Genomic DNA, 19925 nt, shown 5'->3' with positions numbered 1-19925 from the left:
CATGCCGCTTCATCACTAACATATGGCAGCTTCGTCCTCCGCCATTTATGGGGGAGGAGCGAGGTGGGAGGCAAATGACAATTAGCCTTCGTGCAATCCGCACTCACGCTTTAAACCAAAGAAACGCGTCTCTTCTTCAGCCATGCCAGGTTCCCACTTGCGCGTGGTATGCGTATCGCCAACCGAAAGATAACCCTGATCCCACAGCGGATGATATTTAAGATTATTATCCTGCAAATATTGATGAATCTGTCGGTTATCCCAGTCGATGATCGGCAGCACTTTGAACACGCCGCGCTGCACGCCCAGCACGGGAAGATTCGCTCGGCTGCCTGACTGATCGCGACGCAGACCTGCAAACCAGGTTTGCGCGCCCAGCGTATCCAGACCGCGATTCATCGGCTCAACTTTGTTGATCTCGTTGTATTTCTCAATTCCTTCAACACCCTGCTCCCACAGCTTGCCGTAACGCGCTTCCTGCCAGGCAGGTGAAGTCTCTGCGCGAAACACTTTCAGGTTCAGGTTGAGCTGGTCAGCCAGCTCATCAATAAAACGATACGTTTCCGGGAACAGATAGCCGGTGTCGGTCAGGATAACCGGTATATCCGGCTGTTGACGCGTAACTAAGTGCAGCGACACCGCCGCCTGAATACCGAAGCTGGATGAGAGCACGTAAGCGCCCGGTAAATTCTCCAGCGCCCAACTCACGCGCTCTTCAGCAGAAGATTTTTCCAGCTGAGCGTTGGTCGCGGCCAGCGCCATTGAGCGCTGTACCTTGGACATCTCATTCAGTGCTGCGAGGTCTAACTGACTCATTTTGCCTCCTGATCCCAAAAATCACGTGCTGGGTCCACTACCGGCGTCACAATCCCGGCGCGGATAACGAAGTCGCCAAAACCTTCTTCGCCCTGACGCTCTTTCGCCCAGCGTCCAACCAGCTCATCGATACTGCCAAGGATTTCGCCCTCAGTAATATTTTCGCGATACATACGCGGGATGCGCGTACCTATGCGATTACCGCCGATGTGCAGGTTATAACGGCCTGGCGCTTTGCCCACTAAGCCGATTTCAGCCAGCATGGCACGGCCACAACCGTTGGGACAACCGGTAACGCGTAACACTATGTGCTCTTGGCCAACACCGTGTCCGTGCATGATCTCTTCGACTTTAGTGACGAAAGAAGGCAGGAAACGTTCAGCCTCAGCCATCGCCAGCGGACAGGTCGGGAAAGCCACGCAGGCCATGGAGTTTTCACGCTGTGGCGTGACGTTTTCCATTAAGCCATGTGCACGGGCAATCGCTTCGATCGCTGCTTTTTCGCTTTCCGGCACACCTGCCACAATCAGGTTTTGGTTCGCGGTCAAACGGAAATCGCCCACGTGTACTTTGGCAATTTCGGCGATGCCACTTTTCAGCGGACGGCCTGGATAATCGAGCAGACGGCCGTTTTCAATAAACAGCGTTAGATGCCATTTGTTGTCGATGCCTTTGATCCAGCCAATACGATCGCCGCGTGTAGTGAATTCGTAAGGACGAATCGGTTCGAAAGTTAAACCGGCACGCTTTTCCACTTCCGCTTTAAAAGTCTCAACACCAACGCGTTCCAGGGTGTATTTGGTTTTCGCATTTTTGCGATCGGTACGATTACCCCAGTCACGCTGGGTCGTTACCACCGCTTCCGCCACGTCGAGAATCTTCTCAACCGGCAGATAACCAAACTCACTGGCGGTGCGCGCGTAAGTGGCTTTGTTACCGTGCTCAATCGACAAACCGCCGCCGACCAGCAGGTTGAAACCAATCAGTTTGCCTTTCTCTGCCACAGCAACAAAGTTCAGATCGTTGGCATGCAGATCCACATCGTTATTCGGCGGGATCACCACAGTGGTTTTGAATTTACGCGGCAAGTAAGTTTCACCAAGGATCGGCTCTTCGTCGGTGGTCGCCACTTTTTCCTGATCCCACCAGATCTCCGCATAAGCGCGGGTACGTGGCAGCAAATGCTCAGAAAGTTTCTTCGCCCATTCGTACGCTTCCTGATGCAGCTCCGATTCAACCGGGTTTGAGGTGCAAAGCACGTTACGGTTCACATCGTTAGCGGTTGCCAGCGCATCAAGACCCACTTCATGCAGCATCTGATGCGTCGGCTTAACATTTTTCTTCAGGATGCCGTGAAACTGAAAAGTCTGACGGTTGGTTAAACGGATGCTGCCGTAAAGGGTTTTATCGGTGGCAAACTTATCGATAGCCAGCCACTGCGACGGCGTAATGATGCCGCCAGGCAAACGGCAGCGCAGCATCATAGCGTGACGCGCTTCCAGCTTTTGCTCAGCACGTTCAGCACGTATATCGCGGTCATCCTGCTGGTACATGCCGTGAAAACGGATCAGCAGAAAGTTGTCGCCAGTAAAACCGCCGGTCAGGCCATTGTCGAGATCGTCGAGGATGGTGCCACGCAGATAATTACTCTGCTTTTTCAGACGCTCGGCGTCCGCTAATTTGCCTTCGACAACCAGCGGTCCAGGGTGTTTTTCGCTCATTAGTAAACGTCTCGCTGATAACGGCGCTCAATGCGCAGCTCACTTAAAAATTCGTCGGCCGTTTCACGATCCATTCCACCGTGTTCGACCACCACATCCAGCAATGCCTGCTCGACGTCTTTTGCCATTCGGTTAGCGTCGCCGCAGACATAAAGGTGCGCGCCCTCTTCAATCCAGCGCCACACTTCCGCCCCTTTGGCGCGGATTTTATCTTGTACGTAAATCTTTTCCGCCTGATCGCGTGACCATGCCAGATCGATATTGGTCAGCAGGCCATCTTTCACATATTTCTGCCATTCAACCTGATACAGGAAGTCTTCGGTAAAATGGGGATTACCAAAGAACAGCCAGTTCTTACCCGAAGCATCTTCATTCTCACGCTGCTGCATAAAGGCGCGGAACGGTGCAATACCGGTACCTGGCCCAATCATGATCACTGGCGCATCCGGGTTGGCTGGCAGACGGAAGTTATCGTTGTGTTCGATAAAGACGCGAATCTCGCCATCTTCTTCAATGCGATCGGCAAGCCAGGTTGAAGCTCCGCCGCCACGCTGGCGCTCTTCGATATCGAAACGCACCGCACTGACGGTGATATGCACTTCCGTCTCTGTTTCAGCCTGTGAAGAGGCAATTGAGTAAAGGCGCGGCGTCAGCGGACGCAGCAGCGTAGTTAACTGCTCGGCACTCAGCTCAGCCGGTGCCAAACGAATCATGTCGACAATCGGATAACACTGCGCGTATTTCTGCAGTTTAGCTTTGTCATCCACCAGCGACAGCAGCTCTTCGTTACGCGACAGCGCCGCGTACTGCGCCACAATCTGCGCGGTATTCACCGTCAGTTCGAAATGTTTTTGTAATGCTTCTGCCAATGGCAAAGATTTCCCGTTAACGTCAACCGGTTCATCGCCTTTCAGCCACACCAGCTCAAGCAGTTCCTTAACCAATTCCGCATCGTTTTCAAACCATACGCCAAGCGCATCGCCAGGCTGATAGCGCAAGCCAGAATCACCCAGATCAATTTCGATGTGGCGCACGTCTTTATCAGAATCACGGCCCGTGATTTTCTGGTTTACCGCAAAGCTGGCGGTAAGCGGCGCTTCTTTAGTATAGGGACTGCTGGAAACTTCATTTACGCTGCCTGCGGCTGTGGCAGCAGCTTGCGCTGGCGACTCAGTAGGGACACGTTTTTTCAGAATTTCTGTCAACGCGCTGCGCCAGGCCGTGGCCTGATCTGCGTATTCAACATCAGCATCTACGCGATCCAGCAGCCGCTCCGCACCCAGCTCCGCCAGGCGGCTATCAAAATCTTTACCGGCCTGGCTAAAGAATTCGTAAGAGGTATCACCCAGACCAAACACCGCAAATACGGTGCCGTCCATTTTCGGGGCTTTTTTCGACATCAGGAATTTATGCAACGCCACCGCTTCTTCTGGCGGCTCGCCTTCGCCTTGAGTCGACGTCACGACCACTAACAGTTTTTCCTGACCGATTTGCTTGAATTTATAATCGCCCGCGTTCACAAGGTTGACGTTCAGTTTGGCAGCCAGCAAGTCGTCACGCAGTTGCTCCGCCAGTCGGCGTGCATTACCGGTTTGCGAGGCTGAAAGCAGTGTAATAGCTGGAATTTCAGCCTGCACAGGCGCCGCGCTGACGGCTACGCTGCCAGGCGTTTGATTGACCATTCCCCAGAAATAACCTGAGAGCCATGCCATTTGGGTAGTGGAAAAATCCGTCGTCGCCGCTTGTAAGCGAGCGAGTTGCTCCGGCGAGAGTGGGAGCATTGAACCTGGTGCCTGAGTCGTCATCGCGTTAAAAATTCCAGTATCAGAAGTCCGAACCGTAAAATGGCGGAAGAGTGGGTAGGTTACCGGGCCGTATATTAACGATTAAATACGCCTTCGACATAATAAATAACCAAAATGACTAAGTGGTTTTTCAGGTAAAGATAATCGGCAAAAGTGGTAAAAAAAGTGCTTATTTATCAGTCTATTAAACAAGCAGATGCAGAGAGAATTAAGCGAAAAAAGCGGCTTTGCGCTTTGCGGGTGCGAAAAATCTGCCTTTCAGGTAGAATTCAGCGGTTTTTAAAGTCTGAGAACCCTTATGTCTACCACGCTATTTAAAGAATTCCAGTTCGAAGCTGCACATCACTTACCGAATGTGCCTGAAGGACACAAATGCGGCCGTTTACATGGTCATTCCTTCCTGGTTCGTCTGGAAATTACCGGTGAAGTGGATGCGCATACCGGCTGGGTAATGGATTTTGCCGAACTTAAAGCGGCGTTTAAGCCGATCTACGATCGCCTTGATCACTACAATCTCAATGATATTCCCGGTCTGGAAAATCCTACCAGTGAAGTGCTGGCAAAATGGATTTGGGATCAAATGAAGCCGCGCTTGCCGCTGCTGAGTGCGGTGATGATCAAAGAGACCTGTACCGCAGGCTGCGTCTACCGCGGCTGATAAACGCTTTGCCTTTCACACTGCAGGTGCGCTAACCGCATTAATCGCGAGTTCGATAGGTTCTACTCGATTTACCGCCCGGTTGCCGCTTTCCTGCAGTTTGAAACGTCTGATTTCTGATTAAATGACTGCCTTCATCTTACTGTCATCTTTGCTCTCTACGTTGTGGTCTCTTTCATTAAAGATCAAGAGAATCAACGATGAATCTGGTAAAACGCCTTTCAGTTATTGCTCTGCTTGTTTCAACCTCTGCCGCCGTCCAGGCGGAAAACGTGCTTCATTTCCCGCAGCCTGACAATGTACCGGAAGAGTTTTTCGCGGTAACCGAAATCCCGGCGGGTGGAGTAATCAAATATGAAACCGATGCGAAAACCGGTTTTATCGTTGCCGATCGTTTTCAGTCGATGCCTGTTGCCTATCCCGCCAATTACGGTTCGCTGACGCAATCATTGGGCGGCGATAACGATCCACTGGATGTGATCTTTTACACTCGCGCGCCCTTGCAGCCAGGCACGTTGATCAAACTGCGTCCGATTGGTGTGTTGAAGATGATCGACGGTGGCGAAGAAGACGATAAAATCGTTGCGGTACCTGCCAGCAAAATCGATCCCACTTATGATGAGATCCAATCGCTAAGCGATCTGCCGAAGGTTGAAGTGCAGCGTTTAGAAGCGTTTTTCCGCGTCTATAAGCAGTTGCCGGATGGCCGCAAGAAAGTGGAGTTAAATGGTTTTCAAGATGCCGCAGCGGCGAAAACCGAGATTAAGAAAGCGTATGACGCCTGGAAGGCAAAACAGTAACGATCAGGGCGGCGCATTGCCGCCCTATCCACATCAGGCAATATTCAGATATTTGTGCGTTTGCATCGACAAGCGCCAGTTGCGCGCTATGCACGTTTCGATACAGAGCCTGGTCGCTTCGTCTTTGCGGCTAATAGGCTGCAACGCAATGATGCGCGTCTTGCTGTCTTGCAGCCCCGCCAGCAATTCATCTAATGCTTCCACATCGCGCTCACGTGCCACAGGATGTTTGATCTCATCGGCTCGGCTCAGCGCCTGCGCCAATACATCATAGCCACCCCGCATGTTCACCTTCGGTGAAACGGTCACCCAGGTTTTTTCAGAGCACTGAATCTCATGCGTGCCGCTGGTTTCAATCTGACAATTAAAACCGGCTGATTCCAGCGCTTCAGTTAAGGGTCGCAGATCGAAAATTGCCGGTTCGCCGCCGGTAATCACCACGTGGCGGGCCGTCCAACCTTGCTGCTCAATGGCATTTAACAAAGTAGCCGCGTCAGCGTCGCCCCAGGCATCGCTTTCCACGGTTTTCACTAAAATATCGCCCAACGACGTTTCCCGATCTGCCCGCTTTTCCCAGGTATGCTTGGTATCACACCAACTGCAGCCCACTGGACATCCTTGTAAACGGATGAAGATGGCTGGCACACCGGTGTAATAGCCTTCGCCCTGCAGCGTCTGGAACATTTCGTTAATCGGGTAGAACATTTTTTACTCGCTCGGAAAAATCAGGGCGCTTATTATGGCAGATTTGCGCCTCACAACAACAGCTGCTGATGCTAAAAAACAAAAGCCCCGCTCGCTGGCGGGGCTTTATCATCAGGCGTTGCCGCTTTTATGCGGCATCAGCAGCCGATTACTGACCTTTAACTTCTTTCAGGCCATTGAACGGTGCTTTTGAACCCAGCGCTTCTTCGATACGAATCAGCTGGTTGTACTTAGCAACGCGGTCAGAACGGCTCATTGAACCGGTTTTGATCTGGCCCGCTGCAGTACCTACCGCCAGGTCAGCGATGGTTGCATCTTCGGTTTCACCTGAACGGTGTGAAATCACCGCGGTGTAGCCTGCGTCTTTTGCCATTTTGATTGCAGCCAGGGTTTCGGTCAGAGAACCGATCTGGTTGAATTTGATCAGAATGGAGTTCGCGATGCCTTTATCGATACCTTCTTTCAGGATTTTGGTGTTAGTAACGAACAAGTCGTCGCCCACCAACTGAATTTTGTCGCCCAGCACTTTGGTCTGGTAAGCGAAGCCTGCCCAGTCAGATTCGTCCAGGCCATCTTCGATTGAAACAATCGGATATTGCTTGGTCAGATCTTCCAGGAAGTGGGTGAATTCTTCAGAGGTGTAAGCTTTGCCGCCTTCACCTTCCAGCACATATTTGCCGTCTTTGTAGAATTCTGATGCTGCGCAGTCCATCGCCAGAGTGATATCTTCACCCAGTTTGTAACCTGCTGCTGCTACCGCTTCAGCGATAACTGCCAGCGCTTCGGCGTTAGAACCCAGGTTTGGCGCGTAGCCACCTTCGTCACCTACCGCAGTGCTCATGCCTTTGCTTTTCAGCACTTTTGCCAGATGATGGAAAACTTCAGAACCCATACGGATGGCTTCTTTCAGCGTTTTCGCGCCAACCGGCTGGATCATGAACTCTTGAATATCAACGTTGTTATCTGCGTGCTCACCACCGTTGATGATGTTCATCATTGGCAGCGGCATAGAGAATTTGCCTGGCGTGCCGTTCAGTTCAGCGATGTGCTCATACAGCGGCTGACCTTTAGAGGCAGCAGCAGCTTTAGCAGCAGCCAGTGAAACAGCCAGAATGGCGTTTGCACCGAAGTTGGATTTGTTCTCAGTACCGTCCAGGTCGATCATGATTTTATCGATGTTCGCCTGATCTTTCGCGTCTTTGCCTTTTACCGCTTCAGCAATCGGACCGTTTACCGCAGCAACAGCTTTGGTTACGCCTTTGCCCAGGAAACGAGATTTGTCACCGTCACGCAGTTCCAGCGCTTCGCGTGAACCGGTAGAAGCCCCTGATGGCGCTGCTGCCAGACCTACGAAACCGCCTTCCAGATGCACTTCTGCTTCAACAGTCGGGTTACCACGTGAGTCGATAATTTCGCGACCGATGACTTTTACGATTTTGGACATTACGATTTTCCTCAGTACAAGTTAGTCAATCCTAAGACAAGCAACGCGCGAAAAGTTCGCGCGTTGCTCGTGAAACTTACTTCGCTAAACGCTTCTGGTACTCATGCGCGGCTTTTACAAAGCCAGCAAACAGCGGGTGACCATCACGTGGGGTCGACGTGAATTCCGGGTGGAACTGACAAGCTACAAACCATGGGTGATTCGGGATCTCAATGATCTCCACCAGTTGGTCGTCGCCAGAACGTCCCGCAATACGCAGACCTGCAGCTTCAATCGGCTTCAACAACATATTGTTGACTTCATAGCGATGGCGATGGCGCTCAACAATGGTGTCAGTACCGTACAGCTGACGTACTTTGCTGTCTGGCGTTAACTGACAAGGCTGGCTGCCAAGGCGCATGGTGCCGCCGAGATCGCTCTGCTCAGTACGGACTTCAACGTTACCGTTTTCATCACGCCATTCGGTAATTAACGCAACCACCGGATATTTACAGTCTGGCACAAATTCCGTGGAGTTGGCGCCTTCGAGGCCAGCAACGTTACGGGCAAACTCCATCAGCGCAACCTGCATGCCAAGACAAATACCTAAATACGGTACGTTGTTTTCGCGCGCATATTGCGCGGTCATCAACTTGCCTTCGACGCCACGGTAACCAAAGCCACCCGGGATCAGAATCGCATCTAAATCTTTCAGAATTTCGACACCGCGTGATTCAACATCCTGCGAGTCGATCAATTTGATGTTTACAGTGACGCGATTTTTGAGGCCACCGTGTTTCAACGCTTCAATAACAGATTTATACGCATCCGGCAGTTCAACGTACTTGCCAACCATACCAATGTTGACTTCGCCGCCTGGATTCGCTTCTTCATAAATTACCTGCTCCCACTCAGCCAGATTGGCTTCCGGTGCGTTCAGGTTGAAGCGCTTACAGATGTAATCATCCAGGCCCTGCGATTTCAGCATGCCCGGAATCTTGTAAATGGAGTCAACATCTTTCAGCGAGATAACGGCTTTTTCCGGCACGTTACAGAACAGCGCAATTTTAGCGCGTTCGTTGGCAGGTACAGCGCGGTCGGAACGACAGATCAACACGTCCGGCTGAATACCAATGGAAAGCAATTCTTTTACTGAGTGCTGCGTCGGTTTGGTTTTCACTTCACCGGCTGCTGCCATGTAAGGTACCAGCGTCAGGTGCATGTACATGGTGTGTTCACGGCCCACATCAACTGCCATCTGACGAATGGCTTCAAGGAATGGCAATGATTCGATGTCACCGACGGTACCGCCGATTTCAACCAGAACCACGTCATGGCCTTCGCCGCCTTCAATAATGCGTTCTTTGATGGCGTTAGTGATGTGCGGAATGACCTGAATCGTCGCACCCAGATAGTCGCCACGGCGCTCTTTGCGCAAGACTTCTGAGTAGATTCGGCCTGTAGTGAAGTTGTTGCGACGCGACATGTGCGTGCGAATAAAACGCTCGTAGTGACCCAAATCCAGATCGGTTTCGGCCCCATCGTCGGTAACGAAGACTTCACCGTGCTGCGTTGGGCTCATGGTACCCGGATCCACGTTGATGTACGGGTCCAGTTTCATGATGGTCACGTTCAGACCACGTGCTTCGAGAATGGCTGCGAGGGAGGCTGCGGCAATGCCTTTACCCAGAGAGGATACAACCCCGCCGGTCACAAAAATATAATTCGTTGTCATGCTGAACCTGAGAGTTTAGGTTTAAAGACGGTGGAATAACCAGGACGGGAAAACAGTATACTGGAAACCGCTATCAGCCACAATTGATGAATCACTGCCATCCTCCAACGCAATGCTGCGGCTAACATAACGGATAGCAGTAAATGAAAGTTTGATGTATGTCACAAAGTTACTGTGACGCTGAATCGTGTAAGCTTAATTGGCTATTTTATGCGCAGAGGTGGAATAATCAGCTTTCTCTCGCGTTTTAACCTGTTGCCAGGCTTCTTCCATTTGTTCCAGCGTTGCACCCGGCATGCTCAGACCTTGCTCAGCAATGATTGATTCAACCTGACGAAAACGACGTTCGAATTTATCATTGGCTTTTTGCAGGGCGGTTTCTGCTTTACTGCCCAAATGCCGTGAAAGATTCACCGTAGCAAACAGCAGGTCACCAATCTCCTCTTCCAGCTTTTGCTCATCAATCACCGATTGCTGCGCTTCATGCATCACTTCGTCGATCTCTTCATGCACTTTATCGACGACCGGGCCTAATGTCGTCCAGTCGAACCCAACGTTGTGACAACGCTTCTGAATTTTGTGCGCGCGCATTAACGCCGGCAGCGCTTTGGGAATGTCGTCGAGCGCGGAGTGCTGCGCTTTTTCTGCACGCTCGGCGGTTTTGATGGCTTCCCAGTTTTTCAAAACTTCAGCGCTGTTATCCGCTTTGACATCAGCAAAAATATGCGGGTGGCGACGCTCCAGTTTATCGCTGATGGCGTGGCAGATATCGTCAAAGTTAAAGCGATCTTGCTCGTTGGCCATTTGCGCGTAGAACACAACCTGAAACAGCAGATCGCCCAACTCGCCACGCAGATCATCAAAATCTTCACGCTGGATGGCATCGACGACTTCGTACGTCTCTTCTAATGTGTAAGGCGCAATGCTGGCAAAGGTCTGTTCGCGATCCCACGGACAGCCGTGTTGCGGATCGCGCAGGGTTTTCATAATGCCCAGCAGGCGATCAATTGAATTCATGGGGAAGATCCTTTGGGGAATGATTTTGAGTTGGATTCTATGCGTTTTATTACGCTGTCTGTATTTTGAAGTGCGAGGTTGTTTGTCCCCCACCTCGGTCCTCTGAAGTGCGAGGTTGTTTGTCCCCCACCTCAATCCTCCCCCATAAATGGGGGAGGAAGATGCTGCAATATGCCCGCTCTGTACCTGCATGTGGCAGCGTCTCCTTCCCCGCTACGCGGGGGAAGGTCGGGATGGGGGCAGCACGCAGATGAGGTTGTTTGTCCCCCACCTCGGTCCTCTGAAGTGCGAGGTTGTTTGTCCCCCACCTCAATCCTCCCCCATAAATGGGGGAGGAAGATGCTGCAATATGCCCGCTCTGTACCTGTATGTGGCAGCGTCTCCTTCCCCGCTGCGCGGGGAAGGCCGGGATGGGGGACAGCCAGCACGCTCTTTCCTGACAGCTCACTCTTTCTGACAGCAAACTAAACGCGCATCATCAATGCAAACGGCGAGCATCAATGATATCGGAGACCTGATTCAGGCGCGCCAACACGCGACCCAGCACCTGCTGGTTATAAATCTCAATATCCATATCAATCGTTGCCAGCTGCTTCTTAGTATCGCTGCGGCTGGAGACGCCCAACACATTCACTTTTTCATTGGCGAGAATGGTGGTGATGTCACGCAGCAACCCGCTGCGATCGTTGGCCGTCACGCGCACCACCAGCGAGTAGCCGCTGGAATAGCTTTCTCCCCACACAGCATCAACGATGCGCTCTGGTGCATGGGAAATCAGCTCAGCAAGCTGATCGCAGTCGGCGCGATGAATCGAAATACCGCGTCCGTGGGTAATAAAGCCCACAATATCATCGCCAGGAATCGGCTGGCAGCAGCGTGCAATGTGATGCATTAAATTGCCGACGCCTTCCACCACCACGCGTCCGCTCTCTTTACGCGACGGCGCCGAGTAGGATTTTTGCGTCAGCTGGCGCAGCGCTTCACGATCCTGCTCTTCAGCACTCGGCTTGTTGAGCTTGGCCTGCAGGAAGTTTGCCATCTGATTAAGTCGAATATCGCCCCCGCCAATCGCGGCGAGCAGTTCTTCAAGCGAGGTGACGTTATAGCGCGGCAGCAGCAGTTTTTCGGCTTCTTTCAGGCTGATATCCATCTGGCTCAGTTCGTTGTCCAGAATCTGCCGTCCGGCAAGAATATTCTTGTCGCGATCCTGCTTGCGGAACCAGTTATGAATCTTAGAGCGACCGCGGCTGGTGGTGATAAAACCCAGATTAGGGTTGAGCCAGTCGCGGCTTGGATTCGGCTGTTTCTGGGTGATGACTTCAACCTGATCACCCATTTGCAATTGATACGTAAACGGCACAATACGACCGCCAATCTTCGCGCCAATGCAGCGATGACCGATATCACTGTGTATGTGATAAGCGAAGTCCAACGGCGTTGAACCCGCTGGCAGATCAACCACGTCGCCTTTGGGTGTAAAGACATAAACGCGATCGTCAAAGACCTGGCTGCGCACCTCTTCCAACAGCTCGCCAGAGTCAGCCATCTCTTCCTGCCAGCCGATCAGTTTACGCAGCCATGCAATGCGTTCTTCGTGGCCCGCTGAGCCGCGCGCATTGCTGGAAGAAGGCCCTTCTTTATATTTCCAGTGCGCAGCAACGCCCAGTTCGGCATCTTCATGCATCTGGCGGGTACGTATCTGAATTTCAACCGTTTTGCCTTTCGGGCCCAGCACCACGGTGTGAATGGATTGATAGCCGTTGGGCTTTGGATTGGCGACGTAATCATCGAACTCGCTGGGCAGATGGCGATAAAGCGTATGCACCGTGCCTAATGCGCCATAACAGTCTTGCAGACGCTCAGCCACAATACGCACTGCACGCACATCAAACAGTTCATCAAACGCCAGCGACTTTTTCTGCATCTTACGCCAGATACTGTAGATATGTTTTGGGCGCCCGTACACTTCAGCGCGTACGCCCTCTTTTGCCATCTCTTTACGCAGATTATCGACGAAATTTTCGATGTACTGTTCGCGGTCAATGCGGCGTTCATGCAACAGTTTGGCGATGCGCTTGTATTCATCAGGATGCAGATAGCGGAAGCAATAATCCTCCAGCTCCCACTTCAGTTGACCAATGCCGAGTCGGTTGGCCAACGGCGCATAAATATTGGTGCTCTCTTTTGCTGCCAGCACGCGCTCATCTTCCGGCGCGTCTTTCATTTCGCGCAGGTTCATGATGCGTTCGGCTAATTTCAACACCACGCAGCGGAAATCTTCTACCATCGCCAGCAACATGCGGCGAACATTATCCACCTGCTCGGAGGCCATTGAATCATTATGAATGGCTTTGAGCTGGCGTATCGCATCCATGTCGCGTACGCCGTGTACCAGCGAGACAATGCCTTTGCCGACCGCTTGCTCAAGTTCCTCTTCACTCACCACTTCATCATTTGCGAGTGGGAAAATGAGCGCGGCGCACAGACTGTCGATATCCATACTGAGCATCGAGAGGATTTCGACCATCTCAATACCACGCCACAGCAGCAGAGATTGATCCGGATGGTTGTGCGTTTGGGCTTCACAATAGCGCCAGGTTTCGGCAAGTCGTTGACATGATTGCGGGTTGATCATGCCAAGACTGGCGATCCACTGGTCGAGGGCAAACTCCCCCGCCGTATTTAAATGCGCACTTCTAACCGCAACCATATCCTCTCCTGCACACCGATCTTAATGATCGCTTATGTTTTTTGAACAGCACCATGGATTCGAGATGACGGGTATGTGGGAACATATCTAGCATCGCGACCCTTTCCAATTGGTAGCCCGCCAACAGCAATGTCTGGCTGTCGCGAGCGAGTGTCGTGGGATTACACGAAACATAGACCACACGTTGTGGTGCAAGTTTAACCACATGCGTCATCACGCCTGCGGCACCGGCACGCGCCGGATCGAGTAATACCTTGTTAAATCCTTGCGCCGCCCACGGCTGGCGCGAAACATCTTCCTCCAGGTTATGCTGGAAAAAGCTGACATTTTTAAGACTATTCAGGTCCGCATTATACGCTGCCTGCCGTACTAATGCTGCAACGCCCTCCACACCAACCGCATTTTGTACGACTTTTCCTATCGGAAGTGTGAAGTTTCCCATGCCGCAAAACAGATCTAATACGCGATCGTCTGGTTGCAGATCCAGCCAGTCAATTGCCCGGGCTACCATCTGTTGATTGACCGCATCGTTTACCTGAATAAAATCTTGCGGACTGAAGGTTAACTTAAGTTTGTGTGATTGATAGAACGGTTGGTTATTACTTAGAGCCGTTAAGTTTTCGCTGCCGTCATCCAAAAACATCATCAACTGATGCTTATGCGAAAAGCGTTCCAGTTTTTCTCTGTCGTCGACATGGAGCGCATCAAGATGACGTAAAACCATCAGCGGGCCATTATCTGCCTGTACCAGCTCAACATGTCCCAGCCTTTTAACCGCTTTTAACTCACGCAGACACTGGCGTAACGGCGTGATCAACGCCTCAAGTTCGGGCGTCAAAATGGGGCATTGCTGAATATCGACCAGATCGTTGCTGGCTTCCTGACGAAACCCCATTCGCAGCTGTTGGCTTTTGTTTTGCCATTGCAATCCCAGCCGTGCTCGGCGGCGATAGCCCCAAGGTTCTCCGGCAATAACTTCATCCACGGCCACTACGCGTTGCGCTTCTTTACTTAACATGCGGCTTAGCGCTTGCGCTTTACTCTGCTGCTGTAAAACAACATCAACATGCTGCTGTTGGCAGCCACCACAGGTATTAAAATGTGGGCAGCGCGGTGTAACGCGTGCCGGGCTACTGCTTAACAAGCGCGTGACTTTCGCTCGGGCAAATTGGCGCTTATCCTCAGTTAAGGTAATTTCTGCCTGTTCGCCTGGCAACGCACCGCTGACAAATATCGTTTTGCCTTGGTGCCGTGCGACACCTTGTCCAAATGGATCAAGGTCTTCGATGGTGACGGTAATCCGTTGTTTGGTCGTCACGCGCTGTTTTGCGGTGTAAAATTGCGCCATAGTGTTGTTAATTCTCTTTCTCAAAAATCGGCGTGCATGGGTTTACCGACGGGATGCACAAGGATGTAAATGCCGGAGTCAGCCGTATTATGACGAAATACAGCCTGCGGGCGCGAATGATGATTTTAATATTGGCCCCAACCTTAATGGTGGGCCTGTTGCTCAGCTCTTTCTTTGTCGTGCACCGCTATAACGAACTGCAGCGACAAGTCATGGATGCTGGCGCGAATATCATTGAACCCCTGGCAATTTCCAGCGAATACAGCATGACGTGGCACAACCGCGACACGATGCGCGAGCTGGTTAGCCTGCTGCATCGGCGTCATTCCAATATTGTCCGTGCGATTTCGGTTTTCGACAATAATAACCAGCTCTATGTCAGCTCTAATAACAAACAAAACCTCAGCCTGTTGCAGAAAGAAGATATCAACGCCCTGCCAGATGATGTCTCAATGGAACGGCACGGCAACGTCTTAATTTTACGCACACCCATAACGTCTGAACGTTATGCGGTAGATGAAATCCCCAGCGAAGATGCAAAACCTTCTGGCAATCCACTGGGATATGTCGCGATAGCGCTCGATCTGCAATCAGTGCGCTTGCAGCAATACAAAGAAGTCTTTGTTGCCACGCTGATGTTGCTGTTCTGTTTATGCATCGCCATGCTGTTTGCTTATCGTCTAATGCGTGACGTAACCGGCCCGATTCGCAATATGGTCAGCACCGTTGACCGCATTCGCCGCGGCCAACTCGACAGCCGCGTTGAAGGCTACATGCTGGGTGAGTTAAGCATTCTCAAAAATGGCATCAACGCGATGGCGATGTCGCTGACTGCTTACCACGAAGAGATGCAGCACAATATCGATCAGGCTACCTACGATCTGCGTGAAACGCTGGAACAATTAGAGATTCAGAACGTTGAGCTGGATCTTGCGAAGAAGCGTGCGCAGGAAGCGGCACGCATCAAATCTGAATTCCTTGCCAATATGTCGCACGAGCTACGAACGCCGTTAAATGGCGTGTTGGGTTTTACCCGCCAGATGCTGAAAACCCCGCTGCGCACTACGCAACGCGACTACATGCAAACCATTGAGCGCTCTGCCAACAATTTGCTAAGCATCATCAACGACGTGCTCGATTTTTCAAAACTGGAAGCGGGCAAACTGGTACTGGAGTCTATTCCGTTCCCCCTTCGCGCCACGCTGGATGAAACGCTGGTGTTACTGGCACCTTCTGCGCATGACAAAGGGCTGGAATTAACGGTAGTGTGCGACAGCAGTGTGCCAGACAACGTGATTGGTGATGCGCTGCGCCTGCAGCAGATCCTGATTAACCTGATTGGCAATGCGATCAAATTCACCGAAAAAGGCACCATCGATCTCAAAGTAGCGCAACGCGCTATTACCCCTTCACGTATCGAACTGGAAATTCAGGTACAGGATACGGGCATTGGTATTTCCGAGCAGCAGCAAATGCAGCTGTTTCAGGCGTTTCGTCAGGCTGACGCCAGCATTTCACGTCGTCATGGCGGCACTGGCTTGGGTTTGGTCATTACGCAAAAGTTGGTGAATGAGATGGGTGGTGAAATCACCTTCCACAGCCAACCGGATCAAGGTTCCACCTTCCGAGTGCGAGTGCAGCTTGATCTCAATCCCAATGCCCCGAGCATGCCTCGCGTGTTAGACGCCTTGTCTCATTCGCGCATTGCTTATGTAGAAGCCAATACCCGTGTGGCGAAAACCGTGTTGAAGATGCTGAGCATGACGCCGTTGCAAATCGATTACAGCGAAACACTGGAAGGGCTGAGTGAAGATCACTACCCGCTGCTATTAATGGCGATGCCAGTGAATGTTAGTCAACATCAGTTGCTGGCCGATGAGCTGATTAATGCGCTGCTGGATCGCGCTGACAACGTACTGCTGGCGCTGCCAAGCCCAATGATGCTGCTGGCCGACGAGCTAAAAGTACGCGGTATTGATGGCTGTATAGCCAAACCGATCTCGCAGACGCGCCTGCTGCCAATGCTACTGGATTTGCATACCCGCCAGTTAAACGAACTGCCCGCCTCACCGCGTTTGCCGCTGGCAGTAATGGCCGTGGATGATAATCCTGCCAACCTCAAATTGATCGGTGCACTGCTGGAAGAGCAGGTGCAAAAGATCTTGTTGTGTAACAGCGCAGAACAAGCGATTCATCAGGCGCGTTTACAGCCGTTAGATGTCATCTTGATGGATATTCAAATGCCGGATATTGATGGCATCCGCGCCAGTGAAATTATTCGTACCCTGCCTCAGCATGCGCATACACCGATTGTTGCCGTAACTGCGCATGCGATTGATGGCGAGCGTGAACAGCTTATCAAAGCGGGAATGAATGATTACCTTGCCAAGCCGATTGATGAGAACAAGCTCAGTCAGCTGCTGGCGCGTTACACGCCAACGCCAACCGTGCAGACGCCAGAGCTGCCGCAAATTCTGCCCACGCTGGATTGGGCATTAGCGTTACGCCAGGCCGCCAATAAGCCCGATTTAGCCCGAGATATGCTGCGTATGCTGCTGGAGTTTTTACCGGAAGTGCACGAGAAGATTGCGCTGTTTATCGCTGCTAACGATGTGACTGGGTTGCGTGAAATTATTCATAAACTGCACGGTAGTGCCAGTTATAGCGGTGTGCCGCGCATGAAGCAGTTGTGTCATCAACTGGAAAAGGAGCTGCTGCAGGCCAGTGATATTGACGCGCTTGAGCCGGAGCTGCTGGAGTTGCAGGATGAGATGGAGAATGTTGCAAAAGAAGCGCGGCGAGTTCTGCATCTGGCGTAAAATAAGCGCGATTTCTTAAGCTTTGTCAGGTGCTGTTGATTTCGCTTCTCGGTCCGTTGAGTCTGAGGTCGTTTATCCCCGATCCCGGCTTTCCCCGCGAAGCGGAGGAAGGCGACACTGCCGCATGCAGGCATAAAATTGACAGGTTCAGCACAGGTACAAGTAAGTGCAGAGGTGACTTAGGGCAGCGTCCTCCTCCCCACGGGCAGGGGAGGATTAAAATTGGGGAGAGCGCACACCAGCAAAATACTTATTTAAACCCACCAATCTTCAACGTCGCCGCAACATTACGCGCTGTCAGGTGAACATTTTTTCAGCATTCGCCAGCGCATCGTCCAGTGAACAAATGCTGTAAAGCACGCTAAACACCGCGTCTAGTCCGTGTTCATGCACCACACCCACGTCAGCCGTTAAACTGCCTGCAATGCCTATCACTGGCTTGCCAAAGCGTTTGGCTACACTCGCTACGCCAATGGGTACTTTACCGTTGATGCTTTGACTATCAATACGCCCTTCGCCGGTAATGACTAAATCAGCGTCTTTAACCTGCTCTGCCAGCCCCAACGCCTCTGTGACAATCTCAATGCCGCGTCGCAAATCAGCCTGACAAAATGCATGCAGTGCCGCACCCATACCGCCCGCCGCGCCGCCGCCGGGAATGTGCAGTACATCAATATCTAAATCCCGCAGAATGATCTGCGCGTAATGCGCCAGTGACTGATCGAGCTGTTTAACCAGTTCCGGCGTTGCCCCTTTCTGCGGACCAAAAATCGCGGATGCACCCGCATCACCGGTTAAGGGATTGGTGACATCGCAAGCCACTTCAAATCGGCACTGCTTGATTCGCGCATCTAATGCTTCAATATCAATGCTGGCTAATTCTGGCAGCGCTCCGCCGCCATAACCGATCTCTTTGCCTTGCTGATCCAGCAAGCGTGCACCCAGCGCCTGCATCATGCCGGAGCCACCGTCATTGGTAGCACTGCCGCCAATACCGATAATAATGTGCTCCACGCCCTTATCGAGCGCGTTTTTAATCAATTCGCCAGTACCAAATGAGGTCGTGGTCAGCGGATCGCGCTGCGCCGCAGGCACCAGCTCCAATCCGCTTGCCGCCGCCATCTCGATATACGCGGTACGCTCGTCACCAGAAAGGCCATAGAAAGCCTCAACCTGTTTGCCAAGCGGACCTGTAACCTTCAACCTGACGATTTTCCCTTCCGTCGCCGCCACCATCGCTTCAACCGTGCCTTCACCACCGTCGGCGACCGGTATTTTGACGTAATGCGCATCAGGAAAGATCTCACGGAAACCCGCTTCAATCGCTGATGCCACATCCAGGGCGGATAAACTCTCTTTATATGAATCCGGTGCGATAACGATTTTCATAGGCAATCCGAGCGCTGTTGATGGTCTGAAATGATTTCATAGCCAGCCCGGTATCCGCAGATACCGGAACCCCCTTTAGCGGGAAATCTCAACCTTCGCTAACTTCTCATAATAGCAGGCGAGCGCGCTGTGGTCGGAGGAGCCCTGTCCATCGTTGCGCAGCGCCTGCATCATTTCCATCACGGCGGCCGTCAGCGGCAAGTGCGCGCCAATGCCGTGCGACGTATCGAGTGCATTGGCGAGATCTTTGATATGCAGATCGATACGGAAGCCCGGTTTGAAATTACGATCCATCACCATCGGTGCTTTAGCATCCAGCACCGTGCTGCCCGCCAACCCACCGCGAATGGCCTGATAAACCAGATCCGGGTTTACCCCCGCTTTGGTTGCCAGAGACAACGCTTCAGACATCGCCGCAATATTCAGGGCAACAATCACCTGATTCGCCAGCTTGGTTACATTACCCGCGCCAATATCGCCGGTATGCACCACCGAGCCCGCCATCGCTTTCATGATGTCGTAGCACTGATCAAACACCGCCTTGTCGCCCCCAACCATCACAGACAACGTGCCTTCAATGGCTTTGGGTTCCCCGCCGCTGACTGGCGCATCCAGCATTTTGATCTGCTTTTCTGCCAGCGCATCGTGAATCTCTCGGCTCGCCAGCGGTGCAATTGAGCTCATGTCGATCACAATCAAGCCAGGTTTGGCGCCATGAATAATGCCGTTTTCGCCAAGGCAGGCTTCTTTTACCTGCGGCGAGTTCGGCACCATGGTAATCACCACATCCACTTGTTCGGCGACCTCTTTTGGTGATTTCGCCACTGTCGCACCTAACTCAACCAGTTCAGCTTCATTTTCTGGATGGTGATCGCGTACCACCAGCGAATAGCCCGCTTTCGCCAGGTTTTTACTCATTGGCTTGCCCATGATACCCAGGCCGATAAATCCAATTTTCATTATGTTGCCTCTTGGTTGA

14 protein-coding genes and 1 pseudogene are annotated in these 19925 nt (G+C 52.0%); 4 read left to right on the top strand and 11 right to left on the bottom strand.

Annotated elements, in window-relative coordinates; genetic code table 11:
- Positions 1-81: 81 nt before the first annotated feature.
- The 3 genes from cysH to cysJ are packed head-to-tail and all read right to left on the bottom strand — an operon-like array spanning position 82 to position 4342.
- Positions 82-816 carry a phosphoadenosine phosphosulfate reductase gene (cysH, locus tag KQP84_RS07165; RefSeq protein WP_215845757.1) on the bottom strand — a complete coding sequence of 245 codons (735 nt, stop codon included), beginning with the start codon at positions 814-816 and terminating at the stop codon, positions 82-84.
- Positions 813-2537 (bottom strand): assimilatory sulfite reductase (NADPH) hemoprotein subunit, encoded by a 1725-nt coding sequence (gene cysI, locus KQP84_RS07160; protein WP_215845756.1) that lies wholly within the window; start codon positions 2535-2537, stop codon positions 813-815. Before cysI ends, cysH begins: the two co-directional genes overlap by 4 nt.
- The gene (gene cysJ, locus KQP84_RS07155) at positions 2537-4342 is read right to left on the bottom strand and encodes an NADPH-dependent assimilatory sulfite reductase flavoprotein subunit (protein WP_215845755.1); all 1806 of its coding nucleotides are present in this window, start codon (positions 4340-4342) and stop codon (positions 2537-2539) included. The genes cysI and cysJ overlap by 1 nt, the downstream gene beginning before the upstream one ends.
- Before the next feature lie 298 nt (positions 4343-4640).
- Here cysJ and queD point away from each other — a divergent pair, with 298 nt between their 5' ends.
- A complete protein-coding gene (gene queD / locus KQP84_RS07150; RefSeq protein WP_215845754.1) occupies positions 4641-5000 on the top strand; it encodes a 6-carboxytetrahydropterin synthase QueD in 360 nt (119 codons plus the stop codon).
- Between the two features lie 200 nt (positions 5001-5200).
- Complete coding sequence (locus tag KQP84_RS07145) at positions 5201-5800, top strand: inorganic diphosphatase (protein WP_215845753.1); 600 nt, start codon at positions 5201-5203, stop codon at positions 5798-5800.
- 33 nt (positions 5801-5833) lie between these two features.
- Here the strand turns inward: KQP84_RS07145 and queE are convergent, their stop codons facing one another.
- Positions 5834-6505 (bottom strand): 7-carboxy-7-deazaguanine synthase QueE, encoded by a 672-nt coding sequence (queE, locus tag KQP84_RS07140; protein WP_215845752.1) that lies wholly within the window; start codon positions 6503-6505, stop codon positions 5834-5836.
- A gap of 34 nt (positions 6506-6539) precedes the next feature.
- Here queE and KQP84_RS07135 point away from each other — a divergent pair, with 34 nt between their 5' ends.
- On the top strand, positions 6540-6698 hold the full coding sequence (locus tag KQP84_RS07135) for a hypothetical protein (protein WP_215845751.1): 159 nt from the start codon (positions 6540-6542) through the stop codon (positions 6696-6698).
- Here KQP84_RS07135 and eno read toward each other — a convergent pair.
- From eno to rlmD, 5 genes are all read right to left on the bottom strand, one after another.
- Positions 6654-7949 carry a phosphopyruvate hydratase gene (eno, locus tag KQP84_RS07130; protein WP_215845750.1) on the bottom strand — a complete coding sequence of 432 codons (1296 nt, stop codon included), beginning with the start codon at positions 7947-7949 and terminating at the stop codon, positions 6654-6656. The two genes, KQP84_RS07135 and eno, sit on opposite strands and share 45 nt — an antisense overlap.
- Before the next feature lie 76 nt (positions 7950-8025).
- Positions 8026-9663, bottom strand: coding sequence for a glutamine hydrolyzing CTP synthase (gene pyrG, locus KQP84_RS07125; RefSeq protein WP_215845749.1), 1638 nt, complete (start codon positions 9661-9663; stop codon positions 8026-8028).
- 195 nt (positions 9664-9858) lie between these two features.
- Entirely contained in the window at positions 9859-10680 is an 822-nt protein-coding gene (gene mazG, locus KQP84_RS07120) for a nucleoside triphosphate pyrophosphohydrolase (RefSeq protein ID WP_215845748.1), read from the bottom strand.
- A gap of 478 nt (positions 10681-11158) precedes the next feature.
- Positions 11159-13390 carry a GTP diphosphokinase gene (gene relA, locus KQP84_RS07115; protein WP_215845747.1) on the bottom strand — a complete coding sequence of 744 codons (2232 nt, stop codon included), beginning with the start codon at positions 13388-13390 and terminating at the stop codon, positions 11159-11161.
- The gene (gene rlmD / locus KQP84_RS07110) at positions 13377-14738 is read right to left on the bottom strand and encodes a 23S rRNA (uracil(1939)-C(5))-methyltransferase RlmD (RefSeq protein WP_215845746.1); all 1362 of its coding nucleotides are present in this window, start codon (positions 14736-14738) and stop codon (positions 13377-13379) included. Before rlmD ends, relA begins: the two co-directional genes overlap by 14 nt.
- 89 nt (positions 14739-14827) lie before the next feature.
- On the opposite strand from rlmD, the gene barA reads away from it, so the two are divergent.
- On the top strand, positions 14828-17557 hold the full coding sequence (gene barA / locus KQP84_RS07105; RefSeq protein ID WP_215845745.1) for a two-component sensor histidine kinase BarA: 2730 nt from the start codon (positions 14828-14830) through the stop codon (positions 17555-17557).
- A gap of 250 nt (positions 17558-17807) precedes the next feature.
- Here barA and KQP84_RS07100 read toward each other — a convergent pair.
- Both KQP84_RS07100 and garR read right to left on the bottom strand, forming a co-directional pair.
- Positions 17808-18946: pseudogene (locus KQP84_RS07100) on the bottom strand (glycerate kinase).
- 75 nt (positions 18947-19021) lie between these two features.
- On the bottom strand, positions 19022-19906 hold the full coding sequence (garR, locus tag KQP84_RS07095) for a 2-hydroxy-3-oxopropionate reductase (protein WP_215845744.1): 885 nt from the start codon (positions 19904-19906) through the stop codon (positions 19022-19024).
- Between the last annotated feature and the right edge of the window lie 19 nt (positions 19907-19925).

Source organism: Candidatus Pantoea bituminis (assembly GCF_018842675.1).
GTDB classification, from domain to species: domain Bacteria; phylum Pseudomonadota; class Gammaproteobacteria; order Enterobacterales; family Enterobacteriaceae; genus Pantoea; species Pantoea phytostimulans.
This window is presented reverse-complemented; position numbering and strand designations above follow the sequence as displayed.

Coding starts and splice junctions, on each gene's coding strand:
- cysH (WP_215845757.1), bottom strand. CDS start 816: ATGAGTCAGTTAGACCTCGCAGCACTGAATGAGATGTCCAAGGTACAG.
- cysI (WP_215845756.1), bottom strand. CDS start 2,537: ATGAGCGAAAAACACCCTGGACCGCTGGTTGTCGAAGGCAAATTAGCG.
- cysJ (WP_215845755.1), bottom strand. CDS start 4,342: ATGACGACTCAGGCACCAGGTTCAATGCTCCCACTCTCGCCGGAGCAA.
- queD (WP_215845754.1), top strand. CDS start 4,641: ATGTCTACCACGCTATTTAAAGAATTCCAGTTCGAAGCTGCACATCAC.
- KQP84_RS07145 (WP_215845753.1), top strand. CDS start 5,201: ATGAATCTGGTAAAACGCCTTTCAGTTATTGCTCTGCTTGTTTCAACC.
- queE (WP_215845752.1), bottom strand. CDS start 6,505: ATGTTCTACCCGATTAACGAAATGTTCCAGACGCTGCAGGGCGAAGGC.
- KQP84_RS07135 (WP_215845751.1), top strand. CDS start 6,540: ATGGCAGATTTGCGCCTCACAACAACAGCTGCTGATGCTAAAAAACAA.
- eno (WP_215845750.1), bottom strand. CDS start 7,949: ATGTCCAAAATCGTAAAAGTCATCGGTCGCGAAATTATCGACTCACGT.
- pyrG (WP_215845749.1), bottom strand. CDS start 9,663: ATGACAACGAATTATATTTTTGTGACCGGCGGGGTTGTATCCTCTCTG.
- mazG (WP_215845748.1), bottom strand. CDS start 10,680: ATGAATTCAATTGATCGCCTGCTGGGCATTATGAAAACCCTGCGCGAT.
- relA (WP_215845747.1), bottom strand. CDS start 13,390: ATGGTTGCGGTTAGAAGTGCGCATTTAAATACGGCGGGGGAGTTTGCC.
- rlmD (WP_215845746.1), bottom strand. CDS start 14,738: ATGGCGCAATTTTACACCGCAAAACAGCGCGTGACGACCAAACAACGG.
- barA (WP_215845745.1), top strand. CDS start 14,828: ATGACGAAATACAGCCTGCGGGCGCGAATGATGATTTTAATATTGGCC.
- garR (WP_215845744.1), bottom strand. CDS start 19,906: ATGAAAATTGGATTTATCGGCCTGGGTATCATGGGCAAGCCAATGAGT.